The organism is Burkholderia multivorans ATCC BAA-247, assembly GCF_000959525.1.
Taxonomy (GTDB): domain Bacteria; phylum Pseudomonadota; class Gammaproteobacteria; order Burkholderiales; family Burkholderiaceae; genus Burkholderia; species Burkholderia multivorans.
Genome location: NZ_CP009832.1, coordinates 2,036,460 through 2,053,766 on the forward strand (window position 1 = coordinate 2,036,460; position 17,307 = coordinate 2,053,766).

The 17,307-nt window shown below is 69.1% G+C and carries 15 protein-coding genes; 6 read left to right on the top strand and 9 right to left on the bottom strand.

Annotated elements, in window-relative coordinates; all coding sequences use genetic code 11:
• Nucleotides 1-37 precede the first annotated feature (37 nt).
• The 3 genes from NP80_RS21825 to NP80_RS21835 all read left to right on the top strand — a co-directional run bounded on the left by NP80_RS21825 (nucleotide 38) and on the right by NP80_RS21835 (nucleotide 3,628).
• Nucleotides 38-301: a type B 50S ribosomal protein L31 gene (locus NP80_RS21825; RefSeq protein ID WP_006402343.1), complete on the top strand. Its 264-nt coding sequence runs from the start codon at nucleotides 38-40 to the stop codon at nucleotides 299-301.
• Between the two features lie 211 nt (nucleotides 302-512).
• On the top strand, nucleotides 513-2,270 hold the full coding sequence (locus NP80_RS21830) for an ArnT family glycosyltransferase (protein WP_172488740.1): 1,758 nt from the start codon (nucleotides 513-515) through the stop codon (nucleotides 2,268-2,270).
• A 2-nt stretch (nucleotides 2,271-2,272) separates the two neighbouring features.
• On the top strand, nucleotides 2,273-3,628 hold the full coding sequence (locus NP80_RS21835; protein ID WP_006409106.1) for an MATE family efflux transporter: 1,356 nt from the start codon (nucleotides 2,273-2,275) through the stop codon (nucleotides 3,626-3,628).
• 10 nt (nucleotides 3,629-3,638) lie between these two features.
• Here NP80_RS21835 and lipA read toward each other — a convergent pair whose 3' ends face one another.
• The 6 genes from lipA to NP80_RS21865 all read right to left on the bottom strand — a co-directional run bounded on the left by lipA (nucleotide 3,639) and on the right by NP80_RS21865 (nucleotide 9,762).
• Complete coding sequence (lipA, locus tag NP80_RS21840; RefSeq protein ID WP_006409109.1) at nucleotides 3,639-4,604, bottom strand: lipoyl synthase; 966 nt, start codon at nucleotides 4,602-4,604, stop codon at nucleotides 3,639-3,641.
• Between the two features lie 2 nt (nucleotides 4,605-4,606).
• Complete coding sequence (locus NP80_RS21845; protein ID WP_006409111.1) at nucleotides 4,607-5,722, bottom strand: acetoin dehydrogenase dihydrolipoyllysine-residue acetyltransferase subunit; 1,116 nt, start codon at nucleotides 5,720-5,722, stop codon at nucleotides 4,607-4,609.
• 4 nt (nucleotides 5,723-5,726) lie between these two features.
• On the bottom strand, nucleotides 5,727-6,731 hold the full coding sequence (locus NP80_RS21850) for an alpha-ketoacid dehydrogenase subunit beta (RefSeq protein ID WP_006402333.1): 1,005 nt from the start codon (nucleotides 6,729-6,731) through the stop codon (nucleotides 5,727-5,729).
• A gap of 64 nt (nucleotides 6,732-6,795) precedes the next feature.
• The gene (locus tag NP80_RS21855) at nucleotides 6,796-7,779 is read right to left on the bottom strand and encodes a thiamine pyrophosphate-dependent dehydrogenase E1 component subunit alpha (protein ID WP_006407815.1); all 984 of its coding nucleotides are present in this window, start codon (nucleotides 7,777-7,779) and stop codon (nucleotides 6,796-6,798) included.
• 97 nt (nucleotides 7,780-7,876) lie between these two features.
• Nucleotides 7,877-8,653 carry an SDR family NAD(P)-dependent oxidoreductase gene (locus NP80_RS21860; protein ID WP_006409105.1) on the bottom strand — a complete coding sequence of 259 codons (777 nt, stop codon included), beginning with the start codon at nucleotides 8,651-8,653 and terminating at the stop codon, nucleotides 7,877-7,879.
• A 50-nt stretch (nucleotides 8,654-8,703) separates the two neighbouring features.
• Nucleotides 8,704-9,762, bottom strand: a complete 1,059-nt coding sequence (locus tag NP80_RS21865; protein WP_006409103.1) for an ATP-NAD kinase family protein — start codon at nucleotides 9,760-9,762, stop codon at nucleotides 8,704-8,706.
• Nucleotides 9,763-10,298: 536 nt separating this feature from the next.
• Here NP80_RS21865 and NP80_RS21875 point away from each other — a divergent pair.
• Entirely contained in the window at nucleotides 10,299-12,215 is a 1,917-nt protein-coding gene (locus NP80_RS21875; RefSeq protein WP_045594148.1) for a sigma-54-dependent Fis family transcriptional regulator, read from the top strand.
• A 31-nt stretch (nucleotides 12,216-12,246) separates the two neighbouring features.
• Here NP80_RS21875 and NP80_RS21880 read toward each other — a convergent pair whose 3' ends face one another.
• Together NP80_RS21880 and NP80_RS21885 are read right to left on the bottom strand one after the other, a co-directional pair.
• The gene (locus tag NP80_RS21880) at nucleotides 12,247-12,684 is read right to left on the bottom strand and encodes a carboxymuconolactone decarboxylase family protein (RefSeq protein WP_006407811.1); all 438 of its coding nucleotides are present in this window, start codon (nucleotides 12,682-12,684) and stop codon (nucleotides 12,247-12,249) included.
• A complete protein-coding gene (locus tag NP80_RS21885) occupies nucleotides 12,668-13,129 on the bottom strand; it encodes a MerR family transcriptional regulator (RefSeq protein WP_006407810.1) in 462 nt (153 codons plus the stop codon). Before NP80_RS21885 ends, NP80_RS21880 begins: the two co-directional genes overlap by 17 nt.
• A gap of 279 nt (nucleotides 13,130-13,408) precedes the next feature.
• On the opposite strand from NP80_RS21885, the gene NP80_RS21890 reads away from it, so the two are divergent.
• Together NP80_RS21890 and NP80_RS21895 are read left to right on the top strand one after the other, a co-directional pair.
• Nucleotides 13,409-14,032: a ComEA family DNA-binding protein gene (locus NP80_RS21890; protein ID WP_006407809.1), complete on the top strand. Its 624-nt coding sequence runs from the start codon at nucleotides 13,409-13,411 to the stop codon at nucleotides 14,030-14,032.
• A gap of 88 nt (nucleotides 14,033-14,120) precedes the next feature.
• Nucleotides 14,121-14,552, top strand: coding sequence for a YidB family protein (locus NP80_RS21895; RefSeq protein ID WP_006407808.1), 432 nt, complete (start codon nucleotides 14,121-14,123; stop codon nucleotides 14,550-14,552).
• A gap of 122 nt (nucleotides 14,553-14,674) precedes the next feature.
• On the opposite strand, the gene clpB is transcribed toward NP80_RS21895, so the two are convergent.
• Nucleotides 14,675-17,272: an ATP-dependent chaperone ClpB gene (gene clpB / locus NP80_RS21900; protein WP_006402324.1), complete on the bottom strand. Its 2,598-nt coding sequence runs from the start codon at nucleotides 17,270-17,272 to the stop codon at nucleotides 14,675-14,677.
• Nucleotides 17,273-17,307 lie beyond the last annotated feature (35 nt).

The window sequence follows — 17,307 nt, forward strand, 5'->3', positions numbered from 1 at the left end:
AGCGGCGGGTTGGCTACCGCTCTCACCAAGGAAAATCATGAAACCTGGCATTCACCCGGATTACCGCGAAGTCGTCTTCCAAGACATGTCGAACGGCTTCAAGTTCATCACGCGTTCGACGATCCAGACGCGCGAAACCATCGAGCTCGAAGGCAAGACCTACCCGCTCGCGAAGATCGAAGTGTCGTCGGAATCGCACTCGTTCTACACGGGTCAGCAAAAGATCATGGACACGGCCGGCCGCGTCGAGAAGTTCAAGAACAAGTTCGGTTCGCGCGCAAGCGGCAAGGTCGCGAAGTAAGCTTCGCACCGCAGCCGGTGGCTGCAACGCACCGGTCTCCGCACAAAAGGGCAGCCTCGGCTGCCCTTTTTTGTCTCCGCGCGTCCGGCACACGGCCCGGCCCGCGAGCCCGCCATGATCTGCCGCGCGCGCGTGCGCGCGTCTACAATGCCGGATGCTCGAAACCGGCCCGGCCGCGCGGCCGCCCGCTCATCACACATCGTTCATCTGCATGAAGCCTGTCGTCCGTCTCACCGCCTCCGCCACGCGCGCGCTGCCGCGCTGGCTGCTGCTCACGCTTTGCTTCGTCTACGCGGCGTTCGGCCTGTTCGGCCGAGATCCGTGGAAGAACGAGGACGCGGCGGGCTTCGGCGTAATGTGGACGATGGCGACCGGCCACCACGACGACTGGCTGCTGCCGAACCTCGTCGGCAAGTTCATCACGAGCGACGGGCCGCTCGGCTACTGGCTCGGCGCGCTGTCGATCCGCGCGCTGGCGCCCTGGGTCGATGCGAGCAACGCGTCGCGCGTCGATACCGGCATCTGGTTCTGCGTCGCGTGCGCGTTCGTCTGGTATGCGGCCTACCTGCTCGGCCGACGCGCCGAAGTCCAGCCGTTCAAATACGCGTTCGGCGGCGAGCCCGAGCCGCGCGACTACGGCCGCACGCTCGCCGACGGCGCGCTGCTGATCCTCGTCGCGTGCTTCGGCCTCGCGGAGCGCGGACACGAAACGACGCCGCAGCTCGCGCAGTTCGCGTGGATCGCGATGCTCGTCTACGGCATCGTGCGCGGCATCGACAGGCCGCTGCAAGGCGCGCTGTGCTGGGGTGCGGCGATCGGCCTCGTCGGCTTGTCGGGCAACCCGGTGCTCGTCGTCGCGCTGCTCGCCGGCACCGCCGCGCTGTGGCTCGTCACGCCCGAGATGCGCAACCTGCGCCTGCCGCTCGTCGGCGTGCCGGTCGCGATCGCGATCTTCGCGCTGTGGCCGGTCGCCGCGTTCATCGCAGCGCCCGACGACGCCGCGTGGTTCTTCAACCAGTGGATCCACGGCAGCCTGATGCGCTTCTCGGGCCCGCCGACCGCGGTGCTCGGCTATGCGGCGAAGAACCTGCCGCTGTTTACGTGGCCCGCATGGCCGCTCGCGATCTGGGCGTGGTGGAGCTGGGCCGGCATGCGCCGGCGCGCGCACATCGCGATTCCGCTGTCGGTCGTCGTGCCGCTCGTCGCGCTCGTGATCCTGCAAAGCCAGCAGTCGAACCGCATGTACATGCTGCTGCTGCCGCCGCTCGCGGTGCTCGCGACGTTCGCGCTGCCGACGCTCAAGCGCGGCGCAATCAACGCGATCGACTGGTTCGCGGTGCTCAGCTTCACGATCCTCGGCACCTTCGTGTGGCTCGTGTGGCTCGCCTCGCTGACCGGTTTCCCGCATCCGCTCGCGCGCAACCTCGGGCGGCTGCTGCCGGGCTACGAGCCGCATTTCAACGCGCTGTCGTTCGCCTGTGCGGTCGTCGTCACGGTGTGCTGGTGCGTGCTCGCGCGCTGGCGCATCTCGCGGCAGCCGAAGGTGCTCTGGCGCAGCGTCGTGCTGTCGGGCGCGGGCACCACGCTGATGTGGGTGCTGCTGATGACGCTGTGGCTGCCGATCGTCAACTACGGCCGGACCTACCGCGACGTCGCGCAGCAGATCGCGACGCACCTGCCGGCCGACTACCAATGCATTTCGCCCGTGCGGCTCGGCGATGCGCAGATCGCGACGTTCGCCTATTTCGGCAACATGCACTTCGATTTCACCGAAGACTGCGACGTGATCCTGCGCCAGGACCGCGCGGACTTCGGCGAGCCGAGCGCAATGTCGCAATTCGTGTGGCGTCTCGTCTGGGAAGGCCGCCGCGTCGCCGACCGCGACGAGCGCTTCCGCCTGTATGAGCGCATCGAGCGGCCGAAGACGCCGGTCAAGCGGCGCGCGCCGCATCGCCGGGCGGCCGGTTGACGATGTTCGCGGACATCCGTCGCATCGTCGGTCTCGCGTGGCCGGTGCTCGTCGGCCAGCTCGCGATCATCGCGTTCGGCGTGATCGACACCGCGATGGTCGGCCGCTATTCGGCCGTCGACCTCGCAGCGCTCGGGCTCGGCTCGTCGATCTACGTGTCCGTCTATATCGGGCTGACCGGCATCCTGTCCGCGCTGCAGCCGATCGCGGGCCAGCTCTACGGCGCGCGGCGCTATGCCGAGATCGGCGAGGAAGTGCGCCAGGCGCTGTGGCTCGCCGTGCTGCTCGCGACACCCGGCTTCCTGTTGCTGCATTTTCCCGAACCGCTGCTGCGCGTCGCGCACGCGCCGCCGGCGCTTCACGACCGCACCGTCGACTATCTGCGCATCCTGTCGTACGGGCTGCCGGCGAGCCTCGTATTCCGCATTTACAACGCGTTGACCAACGCGGCCGGCAAGCCGCGGCTCGCGATGATCCTGCAGATCGGCGCACTGCTGCTGAAGTTTCCGCTCAACGTCTGGTTCATCTTCGGCGGCTTCGGCATACCGGCGCTCGGCGGCCCCGGCTGCGGGCTCGCCAGCACGCTGATCAACTGGACGCTCGCGCTGATCGGCTTCGCGCTGCTCGCGCGCCTCGACGTGTTCGCGCCGCTCGCGATCTTCTCGCGCTTCTGCTGGCCCGTCTGGACGCGCCAGAAAGCGCTGCTGAAACTCGGCGTGCCGATGGGGCTGTCCTATCTGATCGAAGTCACGTCGTACACCTGCATGGCGCTGTTCATCGCGCAGTTCGGCACGACGACGCTGGCCGGCCACCAGATCGCCGGCAACGTCGGCGCCGTGCTGTACATGACGCCGTTGTCGATCGGCGTCGCCGCCTCGACGCTCGTCGCGCGCGCGCTCGGTGCGGGCCGGCCCGACGAAGCGCGGCTGCTCGGCCGGCACGGCGTGATGCTCGCCTGCGCGATCGCCGCCGCGTACGGCGTGCTCGTGTTCGTGCTGCGGCCGTTGATCATCGGCGGCTACACGCCGAATCCGGCCGTCGCGTCCGCCGCGATGCCGCTCGTCGCGATCGTGACCTGCTACCACTTCTTCGACGCGCTGCAGATTACCTCCGCGTTCGTGCTGCGCGCGTACAAGGTCGCGGTCGTGCCGACCGTGATCTACGCGGTCGCGCTCTGGGGCGTCGGCCTCGGCGGCGGCTATCTGCTCGGCTTCGACGTCGGCGGCATCGCGCCCGCGTCGCTCGTCGGCGCGCGCGGCTTCTGGTTCGCGAACACGGTCAGCCTGATGCTCGCGGGCGTCGGGCTCGCGCTGTACCTGCGCCGCGTGAGCCGCCTGCACGTGTCCGCCGGCACCTGAGCCACGCCCGCTACGCGGGCAACAGCACGTCGGCCGCGTGATACGAGGAGCGCACGAGCGGGCCGGCGACCACTTCCGCGAAACCGAGCGCCAGCCCCTCGTCGCGCCATGCCGCGAACGCCTCCGGGCTCACGTAGCGCCGCACCGGCAGATGATGCGCGGACGGCGCGAGATACTGGCCGAGCGTCAGGACGTCGACACCGTGCGCGCGCAGGTCGCGCATCGTCGCGCGCACCTCGTCGTCGCCTTCGCCGAGCCCGAGCATCAATCCCGATTTCGTGACGAGCGCCGGCCGCGCGCCCTTCGCGCGCGCGAGCAGATCGAGCGAGCCGCGATAGTCGGCGCCGGGCCGCGCCGCGCGATACAGCGAGGGCACCGTCTCGATGTTGTGGTTGAACACGTCGGGCCATGCCTGCGACAGCGCGTCGAGCGCACGATCGATGCGGCCGCGGAAATCGGGCACCAGCACCTCGACGCCGATCCCCGGCACGCTCGCGCGCACCGCCGCGATGCAGGCGGCGAAATGCGCGGCGCCGCCGTCGCGCAGATCGTCGCGGTCGACCGACGTGATCACGACGTAGCGCAGCGCGAGCGCGGCGACGGCCTCCGCGAGCCGGGCGGGCTCGTCCGGATCGAGCGGCTCCGGACGGCCGTGCGCGACGTCGCAGAACGGGCAGCGGCGCGTACAGAGCCCGCCCATGATCATGAAGGTCGCCGTGCGCTGCGCAAAACATTCGCCGATGTTCGGACACATCGCTTCCTCGCATACGGAATGCAGCCGATGCGCGCGCAGCACGGCCGCCATGTCGGCGACGGCCGCGCTCATCATCGGCCGTGCGCGCAGCCACGGCGGCTTGGGCAGCGCCGCACCGTCGGCGGGCTCGACCCGCACGGGGATGCGCGCGAGCTTGTCGCGGCTGCGCGCGCCCGGCTGGCCGAGCGCGGTGAGGCTGGGTCGTTCGAGCGCGGCAGCCATCGTCAGTCTCCGAGAAACGCGACGATCAGCCGGTTCACGTCGGCCGCCGCTTCCATCTGCACCATGTGCCCGCTGCCGGCGATCAGCTCGGTGCGCACGCCGTCCGGCAAACCCTGCGCGTGCTGCGCCGGAATCACCTGGTCGCGCTCGCCCCAGATCACGAGCGTGCGCGGCGCGAGCGACGCAAGCCGGTCGCGGAACACGCGCCGCTGCATCGCGCCGTCGAACGCGGCGTTCGCGATCTTCTCGAGCGCGGCCTGCACGCCTTCGAGCCGCTTGTATTTGACGAGATCGTCGACGAGCTGTCGCGTGACGAGCGCGCTGTCCGCGAACAGCGCGCCGAGATGCGGCTTCAGCGTATTGCGGCTGTTGCCGGCGACGAAGCCGTCGATGTAGTCGCGGTTGATCTCGGCACCGAGGCCCGCGCTCGCGATCAGCGTCAGCGACGCGACGCGCGCCGGCGCACGCTCGGCGACCGTCATCGCGACCGCGCCGCCCATCGAATGGCCGATCAGGTGCGCACGCTCGATGTCCTTCGCGTCGAGCAGCGCCAGCACGGCGTCGGCGAGCTCGTCGAGGCTGCCGCTCTCGACCGCCTTGCCCGACTCGCCGTGACCGGGCAGATCGAGCGCCCACACCGGCCGGTGCGCCGCCAGTTCCGCATGGTTGAACAGCCAGTTGTTCAGGTCGCCGCCGAAGCCGTGAATCAGCACGGCCGGCGTCCCGGCGCCCTCGCCGAGCTTCAGGAAGCGTACCGTGCGGCCGCCGATCTGCGCCTTCTCAGGCTGCGGGCCGGCCGCTTCGTCGGCCGCCGCGCTCGGCGTGTAGTCGCGCTGGAACGCCGCGATCGCCGCGTCGATGTCGGCATCGCTCACGTCGGCCGCGGCGACCACGCCGAGCAGCGCGCCGACCGGCAGCGTTTCGCCCTCCTGAGCGACCTGCCGGCGCAGCGTGCCGTCGAATGCGCATTCGACGCCCGACGAAATCTTGTCGGTCTCGACGTCGAGCACCTCGTCGCCCTTCGACACGCGTTCGCCGACCGCCTTCAGCCAGCCGTTGACCTGCCCCTGCTCCATCGACAGCCCCCACTTGGGCATCGTGATCATGTGAATCGACATCGTCTCAGCTCCTCGTTTTCAGCACGGCCTGCGCGATTGCATCGGCAGACGGGATATACAGGTCCTCGAGCACGCCGGCGAACGGCGCGGGCGTGTGCGGCGCGGTCACGAGCTCGATCGGCGCCTGCAGCGAACGGAACGCGCGCTGCGCGACGAGCGCGGCGATGTCGGTCGCGATCGAGCAGCGCGGGTTCGCTTCGTCGACGACCACCACGCGCCCGGTGCGTGCCGCGCTTTCGAGAATCGTTTCCTCGTCGAGCGGCGACGTCGTGCGCAGGTCGATCACGTCGACCTGAATGCCGTCCTTCGCGAGCTTCGCGGCGGCGTCCATCGCGACATGCACCATCCGGCCGTAGGTGACGATCGTCGCGTCGTCGCCGTCGCGCACGACGTTCGCCTCGCCGAACGGAATGGCATAGGATTCCTCGGGCACGTCGCCTTCGCGCGTGTAGAGCAGCTTGTGCTCGAGGAAGATCACCGGATCGTTGTCGCGGATCGACTGGATCAGCAGCCCCTTCGCGTCGTACGGCGTCGACGGGCATACGACCTTCAGCCCCGGAATGTGCGTAAACAGCGACGTGAGCATCTGCGAGTGCTGCGCGGCCGCGCGCAGGCCCGCGCCGTACATCGCGCGGATCACGACCGGCGTGACGGCCTTGCCGCCGAACATGTAGCGGAATTTCGCGGCCTGGTTGAAGATCTGGTCGAAGCACACGCCCATGAAGTCGACGAACATCAGCTCGGCGACAGGTCGCATCCCGCACGCGGCGGCGCCGACCGCCGCGCCGATGTAGCCGCCTTCGGACAGCGGCGTGTCGAGCACGCGGCCCGGAAACTTGTGGAACAGCCCCTTCGTCACGCCGAGCACGCCGCCCCATGCGTCGTCCTCGCCGGGCGCGCCCGCGCCGCCCGCATTGTCCTCGCCCATCACGATCACGCTGTCGTCGCGCGCCATCTCCTGCGCGAGCGCCTCGTTGATCGCCTGCGAATAAGTGATCTTCCTTGCCATGTCTGTCTCCTGGAATGTTCGGTTCGCCGTGTCGGCCGTTGCATTGCGCGCGGTTCGGCCGCGCTCACGGATACGACACGTAGACGTCGGTCAGCAGGTCGGCCGCATCCGGCAGCGGCGCGGCCTTCGCTTCCGCCACCGCGTCGTCGATCAGCGCCTTCACCTGCGCGTCGACTGCACGCAGCTCGTCCGTCGTCAGCACTTCGGCGCGCACGACGCGCGATTCGAAATGCTTCAGGCAGTCCTTCTCGTCGCGCAGCTTCTGTACTTCGCCAGGCGCGCGATAGGTCTGTGCGTCGCCTTCGAAGTGGCCGAAGTAGCGCGAGAACTTCACCTCGACGAGCGTCGGGCCGCCGCCGTTGCGCGCGCGCTCGACGGCTTCGCCGAGCGCCTCGTGCACGGCAAAGAAGTCGAAGCCGTCGACGATCACGCCCGGCATGCCGAAGCCGTTCGCGCGATCGGCGATGTTGTCGGTCGCGACCGACCAGCTCGACGAGGTCGCTTCCGCGTAGCCGTTGTTCTCGGCGACGAAGATCGCGGGCAGCCGCCACACCGACGCGAGGTTCATCGATTCGAAGATCACGCCCTGGTTCGATGCGCCGTCGCCGAAGAAGCAGACGCCGACGCCGCCCGTCTTCTTCTGCTTGGCCGCGAGCGCCGCGCCGCAAACGAGCGGGCCGCCCGCCCCGACGATCCCGTTGGCGCCGAGCATCCCCATCGACAGGTCGGCGATGTGCATCGAGCCGCCCTTGCCGTGACAGACGCCGGTCTTCTTCCCGTAGATTTCGGCCATCATCCCGCGCACGTCGACGCCCTTCGCGATGCAGTGGCCGTGGCCGCGGTGCGTCGTCGCGACGTAGTCGGCGACGCCGAGGTGCAGCATCGTGCCGACCGCGGACGCCTCCTCGCCCGCATACAGGTGAACGAAGCCGGGAATCTCGCCGGTCGCGAACTCGACGTGCAGGCGCTCCTCGAATTCGCGAATCGTGCGCATCAGCCGGTATGCCTCCAGCAGCGTGTCTCTGCTGAGCTGTGTCGAAACGGACATGTGTGTCTCCTTGGGTTGGTCTGACTGCGAATGCCGCCGCGGCGCTGCCGCGGCAACGGATTGCGCGACTGCGGCCCGCGCGTGCCGGTTGCAGCCGTCAGTGAAACGTGAAGCCGCCGTCGACGTTCACGGCCTGCCCGGTCACGTTGTCCATCGTCGCGAAAAACAGCGCGAGGCGGCCCATGTCTTCGGGCGTCTGCGCGCGGCCTTGCGGAATCAGCGTGAGCTGATGCCGCTGCCACGATTCCTCGACCGACTCGCCGTCCGCCTTCCATTCGTCGGAAAGCCGGTCCCACATGTAGGTGCGCACGATGCCCGGGCAGATCGCGTTGACGGTGATGCCGTCGCGCGCGACTTCCTTCGCGAGCGCGTTCGTGAAGCCGACGACCGCGAACTTCGAGGCGCTGTAGTGCGCGAGATTCGGAAAGCCTTCCTTGCCGGCAATCGACGCGACGTTGACGATCCGGCCGCTGCGTTGCGTCTTCAGATGCGGCAGCGCCGCGCGGCAGCCGAGAAACGTGCCCTTCGCGTTCACGTCCATCACGAAATCCCAGTCGCGCTCGCTCAGCTGGTCGACCGGGTGGATGCTGATCACGCCCGCGCAGTTGACGAGGATGTCGAGCCGGCCGAGTTCGGCAAGCGCCTGCGCGACCATCGCGTCGACCTGCGCGGACTGCGTGACGTCGACCTTCGCGACCGCCGCACGGCGGCCGAGCGCACGCACTTCGCGCGCCGTGGAATCGAGCGCGTCGTCGAGCAGATCGGCGAGCAGAATGTCGGCGCCCGCGCCGGCGAGCGTCAGCGCGATCCCGCGGCCGATGCCGCGCGCGCCGCCGGTGACGATCGCGACCTGTCCTTCGAGAGCGGTTGTCATGGCACTGTCTCCTCGTGAATGGGAAAAGCGATACATGCGCGTCGGTGCGTTCAGTTGCGCCACGCGGAAACGTCGCGCAGCAACTGACGCGACGCCGCGTAGCGCAGCGTGCGGCCGACGTCGACGGTGAGCGGGCCGCGCCAGTCGAGCGCGATCTCGTAGCGGTCGCCGCGCGCGACTTCGATCTCGCGTTCGCCGTCGAACGCGAGCGTGCCGTGCTCGAATGGAATCGGCTGCCACGCGTCCGGCTCGAGCCGTTCGCAGCTGCGCATCACGACGCGGTCGACGCGGCCCGGCGCGATCGGTGCGACGAGCGGCGTGCCGGCCGTCTTTCCTTCGCCGGCGAAACGCATCGCGAGCCCGTGCGGCGCGCTGCGCTCGAGCGGCGCCCACGCGCCGCCGAGCGCCGACAGCCCGATGCCGTCGGGCTCCGCGAAGGTCAGATACAGCGTGTCGATGTCGTCGGGCCCCGAGATCGCGCGTGCGCCGACGAAGCGCTGCCGTGCGGCGCAGACGTCGACGAGCGCGATCTCCTCGCGCCCCGGCTGCGGGCCGGCCGCGCAGCGCACGACGAGCCGCTTGTTGCGCGCGAACACGACGTCGGGCGGCACCGCGCCAGTGGCGGCGAGACCGGCCGCGACGCCGGCGACGGTCGCCTCGCGCTGCTCGGGAAACGCGTTGTTGGTGCCGGTCGACAGCGCGACGAGCGGTGTCGTGCCGCAATGGGCCGCGACCGCACGATGCGTGCCGTCGCCGCCGAGCACGACGATCAGCGCAACTTCGTGGCGATGCAGATAGGCGGCGCCCGCATGCGTGTCGGCGACCGTATCGGTGATCGGCAGGTCGACGAATTGGACGTCCGGCCAGCGCGCGTCGCCGCCCACCGCACGATGCGTATCGAGTGCGCGCAGCAGCAGCGTCGCGATGCCGGTGCGGTCGCGCAGCGTCAGCACGCGCTCGACGCCCATCGCGCCGAGGCCGGCCAGCAGGCGCACGATCATGTTCGCCTTCTCGGCGGTCGGAAACACCGATGCATGCGTGGTGAGGCGGCGAATGTCGCGCCCCGAGGCGGGGTTCGCGATCACGCCGACGGTAACGGGCGTCGTCACGGGCTTTGTCTCCATCCAGTCGGCCGGCGCCGGCGCTGTCGCGCCCGCGGCGGCCCTGCGTTACGTCCGCGGCCTGCGAAGGGCCGCGGATCGTCGTCGCCGACGCCATCGCGCCGGTCTTGCCCGTGATCTCTGCAAGCGATGTGCCAGCATGCGCGCGATCGGCGCGGCACCCGCGCCGGCGCTGGCGCGGCGGCCGCGCGCGGCATGCGGATGCAACGCCGCGACCGCGCGTCGCGGCGCCGAGCGGCGCCGGCGTCTCACGCGCGCGCGACGCTGTGCGCCTCGTCAGCGCACGCGCCGCGACGCCGGGCATCGCGCGCAAACCCGCGTGCGGCGCGGCTGTGCGCCGCATTACGCCGGCGCGCCGCCGGCCGAACGACGCGGCGATGCGCGTCTCAATCGCGCGAGACGCGCGGCGGCGGCCGTGAGACGAATGTCTCACGCGGCTCGCGTGCTGCGGCGCAATGTGATCCGCCGAAACGGATGTGCTACAAGAGCATCGAATTCCCCGTCGTACGGAACCGGAGCCGACCATGCCTTACGTCGTTCCCCAGGCCCAGCATGCGGACCGCGTGCTCGGTGCGCTCGCCGGCCGTTTGCCGCCGCCGGCCGATTCGACGCGCCTCGTTTCGTCATGGCAGCGCTCGCTCGAGCGCTACCGGCTCGACCCCGCGTCGTCGATCGGCCCGCGCGTGCTGACCGCGGCCGAGCTGCGCGAGGTGCGCGACAAGGAAGAAGCGTTTTTGCGCGCGTCGGGCCAGTGCCTGACGCGGCTGCACGAGATGATCCGCGTCGCCGATTACTGCGTGATGCTGACCGACGCGCACGGCGTGACGATCGACTATCGGATCGATCGCGAGCGTCGCAACGACTTCCGCCATGCGGGGCTGCACATCGGCTCGTGCTGGTCGGAGAGCGAGGAAGGCACGTGCGGCGTCGCGAGCGTGCTGACCGATCTCGCGCCGATCACCGTGCACAAGACCGACCATTTTCGCGCCGCGTTCACGACGCTCACCTGCAGCGCGGCGCCGATCTTTTCGCCGGCCGGCGAGCTGATCGGCGTGCTCGACGCGTCGGCCGTGCAGTCGCCCGACAATCGCGACAGCCAGCGTCTCGTCTATCAGCTCGTGCGGCAGAGCGCGGCGCTGATCGAGGACGGCTATTTCGTGCACAGCACGGCGCAGCACTGGATCCTGTTCGGGCATCCTAATCGTCACTACGTCGAGGCGCAGCCCGAATGGCTGATCGCGTTCGACGAATGTGGCAACATCGTCGCCGCGAACCGGCGCGCGCGCGACGCGTTGCCGGAGCTGCGCGAGCCGCGCCACATCGACGAGATTTTCGACGTGACCGACATGCCGCTGCGCGACGCCGCGCGGCTCGACGCGATCGTCGCGCTGCGGCTGCGCGCGACCGGTGCGACGCTGCATGCGCGGCTGCGCGCGCCGTTGCGCCGCGCGGGACGCGATGCCGGCAGCGCATCGCGCCGGCCGGGCGCGACCGAGCGCCACGTAGGCGCGCTGACGCCGTTCCTGCACAGCAGCGACGCGCGCGTCGCGCAGCAGGCCGAACTCGCGCTGCGCGTCGCGAGCAAGCGGCTGCCGATTCTCGTGCTCGGCGAAACCGGCGCGGGCAAGGAAGTGTTCGCTCGGGCGATCCACGATGCCGGCGCGCGACGCACGCGGCCGTTCGTCGCCGTCAATTGCGGCGCGCTGCCCGAAGCGCTGATCGAGAGCGAACTGTTCGGCTACGCAGCGGGCGCGTTCACGGGCGCACGCAAGCACGGCGCGCGCGGCAAGATCGCCCAGGCCGACGGCGGCACGCTATTTCTCGACGAAATCGGCGACATGCCGCTCGCGCTGCAAACGCGCCTGCTGCGCGTGCTCGCCGACGGCGAAGTCGTGCCGCTGGGCAGCGACACGCCGGTGCGCGTCGATCTCGACGTGATCTGCGCGACGCACCGCGACCTCGCGCAGATGGTCGCGGCCGGCACGTTCCGCGAGGATCTGTATTACCGGCTCAGCGGCGTGACGTTCGAGCTGCCGCCGTTGCGCGAACGCGCGGACGTGCGCGACCTGATCGCAGCCGTGTTCGCCGAGGAAGCGCAGGCGACCGGCCACGTGCTGACGCTCGACACGACGCTCGCCGAGCAGCTCGCCGCCTATCCGTGGCCCGGCAACGTGCGTCAGTTGCGCAACGTGATGCGCTACGCCTGCGCGGTATGCGACGGCGCACGCGTGACGCGGCGCGATCTGCCGGCCGACGTCGCCGCGCAGCTCGGTGCGGATCCCGGAAGCGTGCTGCCCGACGACGAGCGCAGCCGCATCGTCGCGGCGCTGAGCGCGCACCGCTGGCGGCCCGATGCGGCCGCGCAGGCACTCGGCATGTCGCGCGCGACGCTGTACCGGCGCATCGCGAAATACCGGATCGTCGCGCCGCACCGCGTGTGACACGCGTTGCGGTCCGCGCGCGCATGCCGTGTCAGGCGGTTTCGGCGGCCGCCGCGGGCGCGCCGTCGCGGGCCGCGCCCGCTGCTTCGTCGCGCTGCCGGAACACCTCGTGCGCGGCGAACAGCGCATTGAGCGCGGCCGGGAAACCGGCATAGACCGCCATCTGCATGAAGACCTCGACGATCTCGTCGCGCGTGCAGCCAACGTTCAGCGCGGCTTCGATATGCACTTTCAGTTGCGGCTGCGCATTGCCGAGCGCGGCGAGCGCCGCGATCGTCGCGATCTCGCGCGATTTGAGGTCGAGCTGCGGGCGGCTGTAAATCTCGCCGAACGGAAATTCGATGACCATCCGCGCAAAGTCCGGCGCGATCGGCGCGAGCGCGGCGATCACGCGCTCGCCCGCGTCGCCGTCGATTTCCGTGAGCTTGTCCCAGCCGCGCGCGTAGCGATCTTCAACGACTCGTTCCATGGTGTTCGTCCTGTTCCTTGAGTGAATGAGAAGGGCTCGCCTGTCGTTCCGACTCGCGCTCCAGCGCCTCGTAGTGCGCGATCTTTTCGCCGATCGCGTCGAGGCTCGCCTGCAGCTCCGCGAGATGCGCACGCACGGCATCGCGATGCGCGACCAGCAGCCGGCGCCGTGCGCCAAGCGTCGGCTCGCCCTGCACGCGCAGCGCCGCGAACTGCTGCATCTGCGCGATCGGCATCCCGGTCGACTTCAGACGCATCACGAACGCGAGCCAGTCCAGATCGGCCGGCGCATAGAGCCGGTGCCCGGCCGCGTTGCGCGAAATCGCGTGCAGCAGCCCGGCCTGCTCGTAATAGCGCAGCGTGTGCGTCGACACGCGCATCAGCGCGGCGACTTCACCGATCGTCAGCGGACCGGCGGCGGAAGGTTTCGATTCGGTCATCGACATGGCACGCTCAAGCTTAGGAGTTAGAGTTCACTCTAAGTCAAGCGCCGTCGAACGGCCAGCATCGCTGCCCCCGACGCGGCAATACCGTAAAGAATCGTCAAAACGGCGCCGCCGCGGCGCATTCGCCCTTTACACGGGGCGCGCGCTTGAGCAAGATTCGTGCAGCCTGTCTTAAAAAGGGCACGCATTTGTCCTATGCTTAACGGCGACGCCCGGCCGTGTCGCCTCCGCCGTCCGTTGCAACAGCCATTCATCCGTCCGAACCAGGGAGCCCTTGCCATGCTGAAAAAGCTGCTGATGCTGTTCGTCGCGTTATCGCTGTCGCTTGCTGCGGGCCTTGCCGCCGCCGTCGACGTCAACACGGCCGATCAGGCCGCGCTCGAATCGGTGAAGGGCCTCGGGCCCGTGAAGTCGAAGGCGATCATCGACGAGCGCACGAAGAACGGCCCGTTCAAGGATGCCGACGATCTCGCGACCCGCGTCAAGGGGCTCGGCACGAAGTCGGTCGGGCATCTCGAGGAAAACGGGCTGACGATCGGCGGCTCGTCCGCCCCGCCGAAGGGCGTGAAGCTGTCGAAGCCGGCCGCGACGAGCTCGGCCACGACGTCGACGACGACGTCCGCCGGTACGGCATCGACATCGACCACCGCGACGGCCGGCACCACGGCCGCCGCCCCGGCACCGGCGCCGGCGGCGAGCACGCCGGCCGCCGCAACCAAGCCGGCCAAGAGCAAGCGCGCCTCCAAGAAGGACAAGGCGGCGGCGGCGGCAGCGGCGTCCGCGGACGCGGGCGCAAGCGCGAGCGCGCCGGCTGCCGCATCGTCGACGAAGGCGGCGAAGGGTTCGAAGAAGAAGAGCAAGAAGGACAAGGCAGCCTCCGCCGCCGCGGCGTCGGGCGCCTGATGTGCGCCGCGCGCGCGACGGGCGCGTGCGCGGCATCCGTGCAACGGGCGTCGCCTTGCGGCGCCCCTTTCAGTGAAGGTGAAGAACCATGGGTCTCCTCGACATCGTCGGCGGTCTGATCGGCGGCCAGGCCGGCGGCAACTCGCAAAGCGCGCTGATTACGACCGCGCTCGAATTCATCAACAACCAGCCGGGCGGCCTGAACGGCCTCATCGAGAAGTTCAAGGCTGGCGGCGCCGGCGAGATCATCGGCTCGTGGGTCGGCACCGGCGCGAATCAGCCGATCTCGCCCGACACGCTGCAGAACGTGCTGGGCTCCGACGTGGTCGGCTCGCTCGCGAGCAAGGTCGGCATCGACCCGGCACAGGCGTCGTCGATCCTCGCGCAGGTGCTGCCGCACGTCGTGAACCATGCGACGCCGAACGGCGAAGTGCCGAGCGACGGCCAGGTCGACACGTCGAACGTGCTCGGCGCGCTGTCGCAGCTGGCCGGTATGTTCGGCGGCAACAAGCAGGCCTGAGCGGTACGCGCGACGGCCCTGCGCCGTCGTGCGCGCCCCATAAGCAAACACCCCGCCGAGGCGGGGTGTTCGTTTTTTTGCGCGCCCGGCGCGGGGCCGGGCAACGCAGCCGATGACGGCGATCAGTGCACGACGCGGTCGAACACGAACTTGCCGTCGTTGACGTCGACCGGAATCACGTCCTTCGGGCCGAAGCGGCCGGCGAGGATCAGCTTCGCGACCGGGTTCTCGATCTCCTGCTGGATCGCGCGCTTCAGCGGCCGTGCACCGAACAGCGGATCGTAGCCGACCTTCGCGATCTGCTCGAGCGCCGCCGGCGACACGTCGAGCGCCATGTCGAGCTTCGCGAGCCGGTCGTGCAGGCGCGCGAGCTGGATCTTCGCGATCGACTCGATGTTGTGGCGGTCGAGGCCGTGGAACACGACGACGTCGTCGATCCGGTTCAGGAACTCGGGGCGGAAATGCTGCTTCACCTCGAGCCACACCGCATCCTTGATCTCGTCCTGCGGCGAACCCGTCATCGACTGGATCACCTGCGAGCCGAGGTTCGACGTCATGACGATCACCGTGTTCTTGAAGTCGACCGTGCGGCCCTGCCCGTCGGTCATGCGACCGTCGTCGAGCACCTGCAGCAGCACGTTGAACACGTCCGGATGCGCCTTCTCGATCTCGTCGAGCAGGATCACGCTGTACGGCTTGCGGCGCACGGCTTCCGTCAGGTAGCCGCCCTCCTCGTAGCCGACGTAGCCCGGCGGCGCGCCGATCAGCCGCGCGACGCTGTGCTTCTCCATGAACTCGCTCATGTCGATACGGATCAGATGCTCTTCCGAATCGAACAGGAACGACGCGAGCGCCTTGCACAACTCGGTCTTGCCGACGCCCGTCGGGCCGAGGAACAGGAACGAGCCGTACGGACGGTTCGGATCGGCGAGGCCCGCGCGCGAACGGCGGATCGCGTCGGCGACCGCGTTGATCGCCTCGTCCTGGCCGACCACGCGCTCGTGCAGCTTCTCCTCGATGTGCAGCAGCTTTTCGCGTTCGCCCTGCATCATCCGCGACACCGGAATCCCGGTCGCGCGCGACACGACTTCGGCAATCTCCTCGGCGCCGACCTGCGTGCGCAGCAGACGCGGCCGCGTCGGATTGTGCTGCTCCTGCTCTTCGGCCTGCGTGACCTGCTTCAGCTGCGCCTCGAGCTGCGGCAGCTTCCCGTACTGCAGTTCGGCGACCTTCTCGAGCTTGCCTTCACGCTGCAGCCGCGCGATGTCCGCGCGCACCTTCTCGATCTCTTCCTTCAGCTGCGCGCTGCCCTGCACCGCGGCCTTCTCGGCGGTCCAGATTTCCTCGAGGTCCGCATACTCGCGCCCGAGCCGCTCGATCTCTTCCTCGATCAGCTGCAGCCGCTTCTGCGACGCTTCGTCCTGCTCCTTCTTCACGGCCTCGCGCTCGATCTTCAGCTGGATCAGCCGGCGATCGAGCTTGTCCATCTCTTCGGGCTTCGAATCGATTTCCATCTTGATCTTCGAAGCGGCCTCGTCGATCAGGTCGATCGCCTTGTCCGGCAGGAAACGGTCCGTGATGTAGCGGTGCGATAGCTCGGCCGCGGCGACGATCGCCGGGTCCGTGATGTCGACGCCGTGGTGCAGTTCGTACTTCTCCTGCAGCCCGCGCAGAATCGCGATCGTCGCCTCGACGCTCGGCTCGTCGACGAGCACCTTCTGGAAACGGCGCTCGAGCGCGGCATCCTTCTCGATGTACTTGCGGTATTCGTCGAGCGTGGTCGCGCCGATGCAATGCAGCTCGCCGCGCGACAGCGCCGGCTTCAGCATGTTGCCCGCATCCATCGCGCCTTCGGCCTTGCCGGCGCCGACCATCGTGTGGATTTCGTCGATGAACACGATCGTCTGGCCTTCGTCCTTCGCGATGTCGTTGAGCACGGCCTTCAGGCGCTCCTCGAACTCGCCGCGATACTTCGCGCCGGCGAGCAGCGCGGCCATGTCGAGCGACAGCACGCGCTTGCCCTTCAGCGTCTCCGGCACCTCGCCGTTGACGATCCGCTGTGCGAGCCCTTCGACGATCGCCGTCTTGCCGACGCCCGGCTCGCCGATCAGCACGGGGTTGTTCTTGGTGCGGCGCTGCAGGATCTGGATCGAGCGGCGGATCTCGTCGTCGCGGCCGATCACGGGATCGAGCTTGCCGGCGCGCGCGCGCTCGGTCAGGTCGACCGTGTATTTCTTCAGCGCTTCGCGCTGGCTTTCCGCGTCCTGGCTATGCACCTGCGAGCCGCCGCGCACCGCGGCGATCGCGGCTTCGAGCGCCTTGCGCGTGAGGCCGTGCTGACGCGCGAGCTTGCCCGCTTCGCCCTTGTCGTCCGCGACCGCGAGCAGAAACATCTCGCTCGCGATGAAGGTGTCATTCAGCTTCTGCGCTTCCTTGTCGGCCTGGTTCAGCAGGCCGGCCAGCTCGCGGCCGATCTGGATGTCGCCGCCCGTGCCCGTGACCTGCGGCAGGCGTGCGATCGCGTCGTTCAGCGCGCCCTGCAGCGCCTGCACGTGGACGCCCGCCCGCGACATCAGCGAGCGTGCGGAACCGTCCTGCTGCGCGAGCAGCGCCGCCAGCACGTGAACCGGTTCGATGTATTGATTGTCGCGGCCGGCCGCGAGGCTTTGCGCATCCGCAAGCGCTTCCTGGAACTTGGTGGTGAGCTTGTCGATTCTCATTTAGGTGAGACCTCCAATTTTCGATTAACACCAAA

Coding starts and splice junctions, on each gene's coding strand:
- NP80_RS21825 (WP_006402343.1), top strand. CDS start 38: ATGAAACCTGGCATTCACCCGGATTACCGCGAAGTCGTCTTCCAAGAC.
- NP80_RS21830 (WP_172488740.1), top strand. CDS start 513: ATGAAGCCTGTCGTCCGTCTCACCGCCTCCGCCACGCGCGCGCTGCCG.
- NP80_RS21835 (WP_006409106.1), top strand. CDS start 2,273: ATGTTCGCGGACATCCGTCGCATCGTCGGTCTCGCGTGGCCGGTGCTC.
- lipA (WP_006409109.1), bottom strand. CDS start 4,604: ATGGCTGCCGCGCTCGAACGACCCAGCCTCACCGCGCTCGGCCAGCCG.
- NP80_RS21845 (WP_006409111.1), bottom strand. CDS start 5,722: ATGTCGATTCACATGATCACGATGCCCAAGTGGGGGCTGTCGATGGAG.
- NP80_RS21850 (WP_006402333.1), bottom strand. CDS start 6,731: ATGGCAAGGAAGATCACTTATTCGCAGGCGATCAACGAGGCGCTCGCG.
- NP80_RS21855 (WP_006407815.1), bottom strand. CDS start 7,779: ATGTCCGTTTCGACACAGCTCAGCAGAGACACGCTGCTGGAGGCATAC.
- NP80_RS21860 (WP_006409105.1), bottom strand. CDS start 8,653: ATGACAACCGCTCTCGAAGGACAGGTCGCGATCGTCACCGGCGGCGCG.
- NP80_RS21875 (WP_045594148.1), top strand. CDS start 10,299: ATGCCTTACGTCGTTCCCCAGGCCCAGCATGCGGACCGCGTGCTCGGT.
- NP80_RS21880 (WP_006407811.1), bottom strand. CDS start 12,684: ATGGAACGAGTCGTTGAAGATCGCTACGCGCGCGGCTGGGACAAGCTC.
- NP80_RS21885 (WP_006407810.1), bottom strand. CDS start 13,129: ATGTCGATGACCGAATCGAAACCTTCCGCCGCCGGTCCGCTGACGATC.
- NP80_RS21890 (WP_006407809.1), top strand. CDS start 13,409: ATGCTGAAAAAGCTGCTGATGCTGTTCGTCGCGTTATCGCTGTCGCTT.
- NP80_RS21895 (WP_006407808.1), top strand. CDS start 14,121: ATGGGTCTCCTCGACATCGTCGGCGGTCTGATCGGCGGCCAGGCCGGC.
- clpB (WP_006402324.1), bottom strand. CDS start 17,272: ATGAGAATCGACAAGCTCACCACCAAGTTCCAGGAAGCGCTTGCGGAT.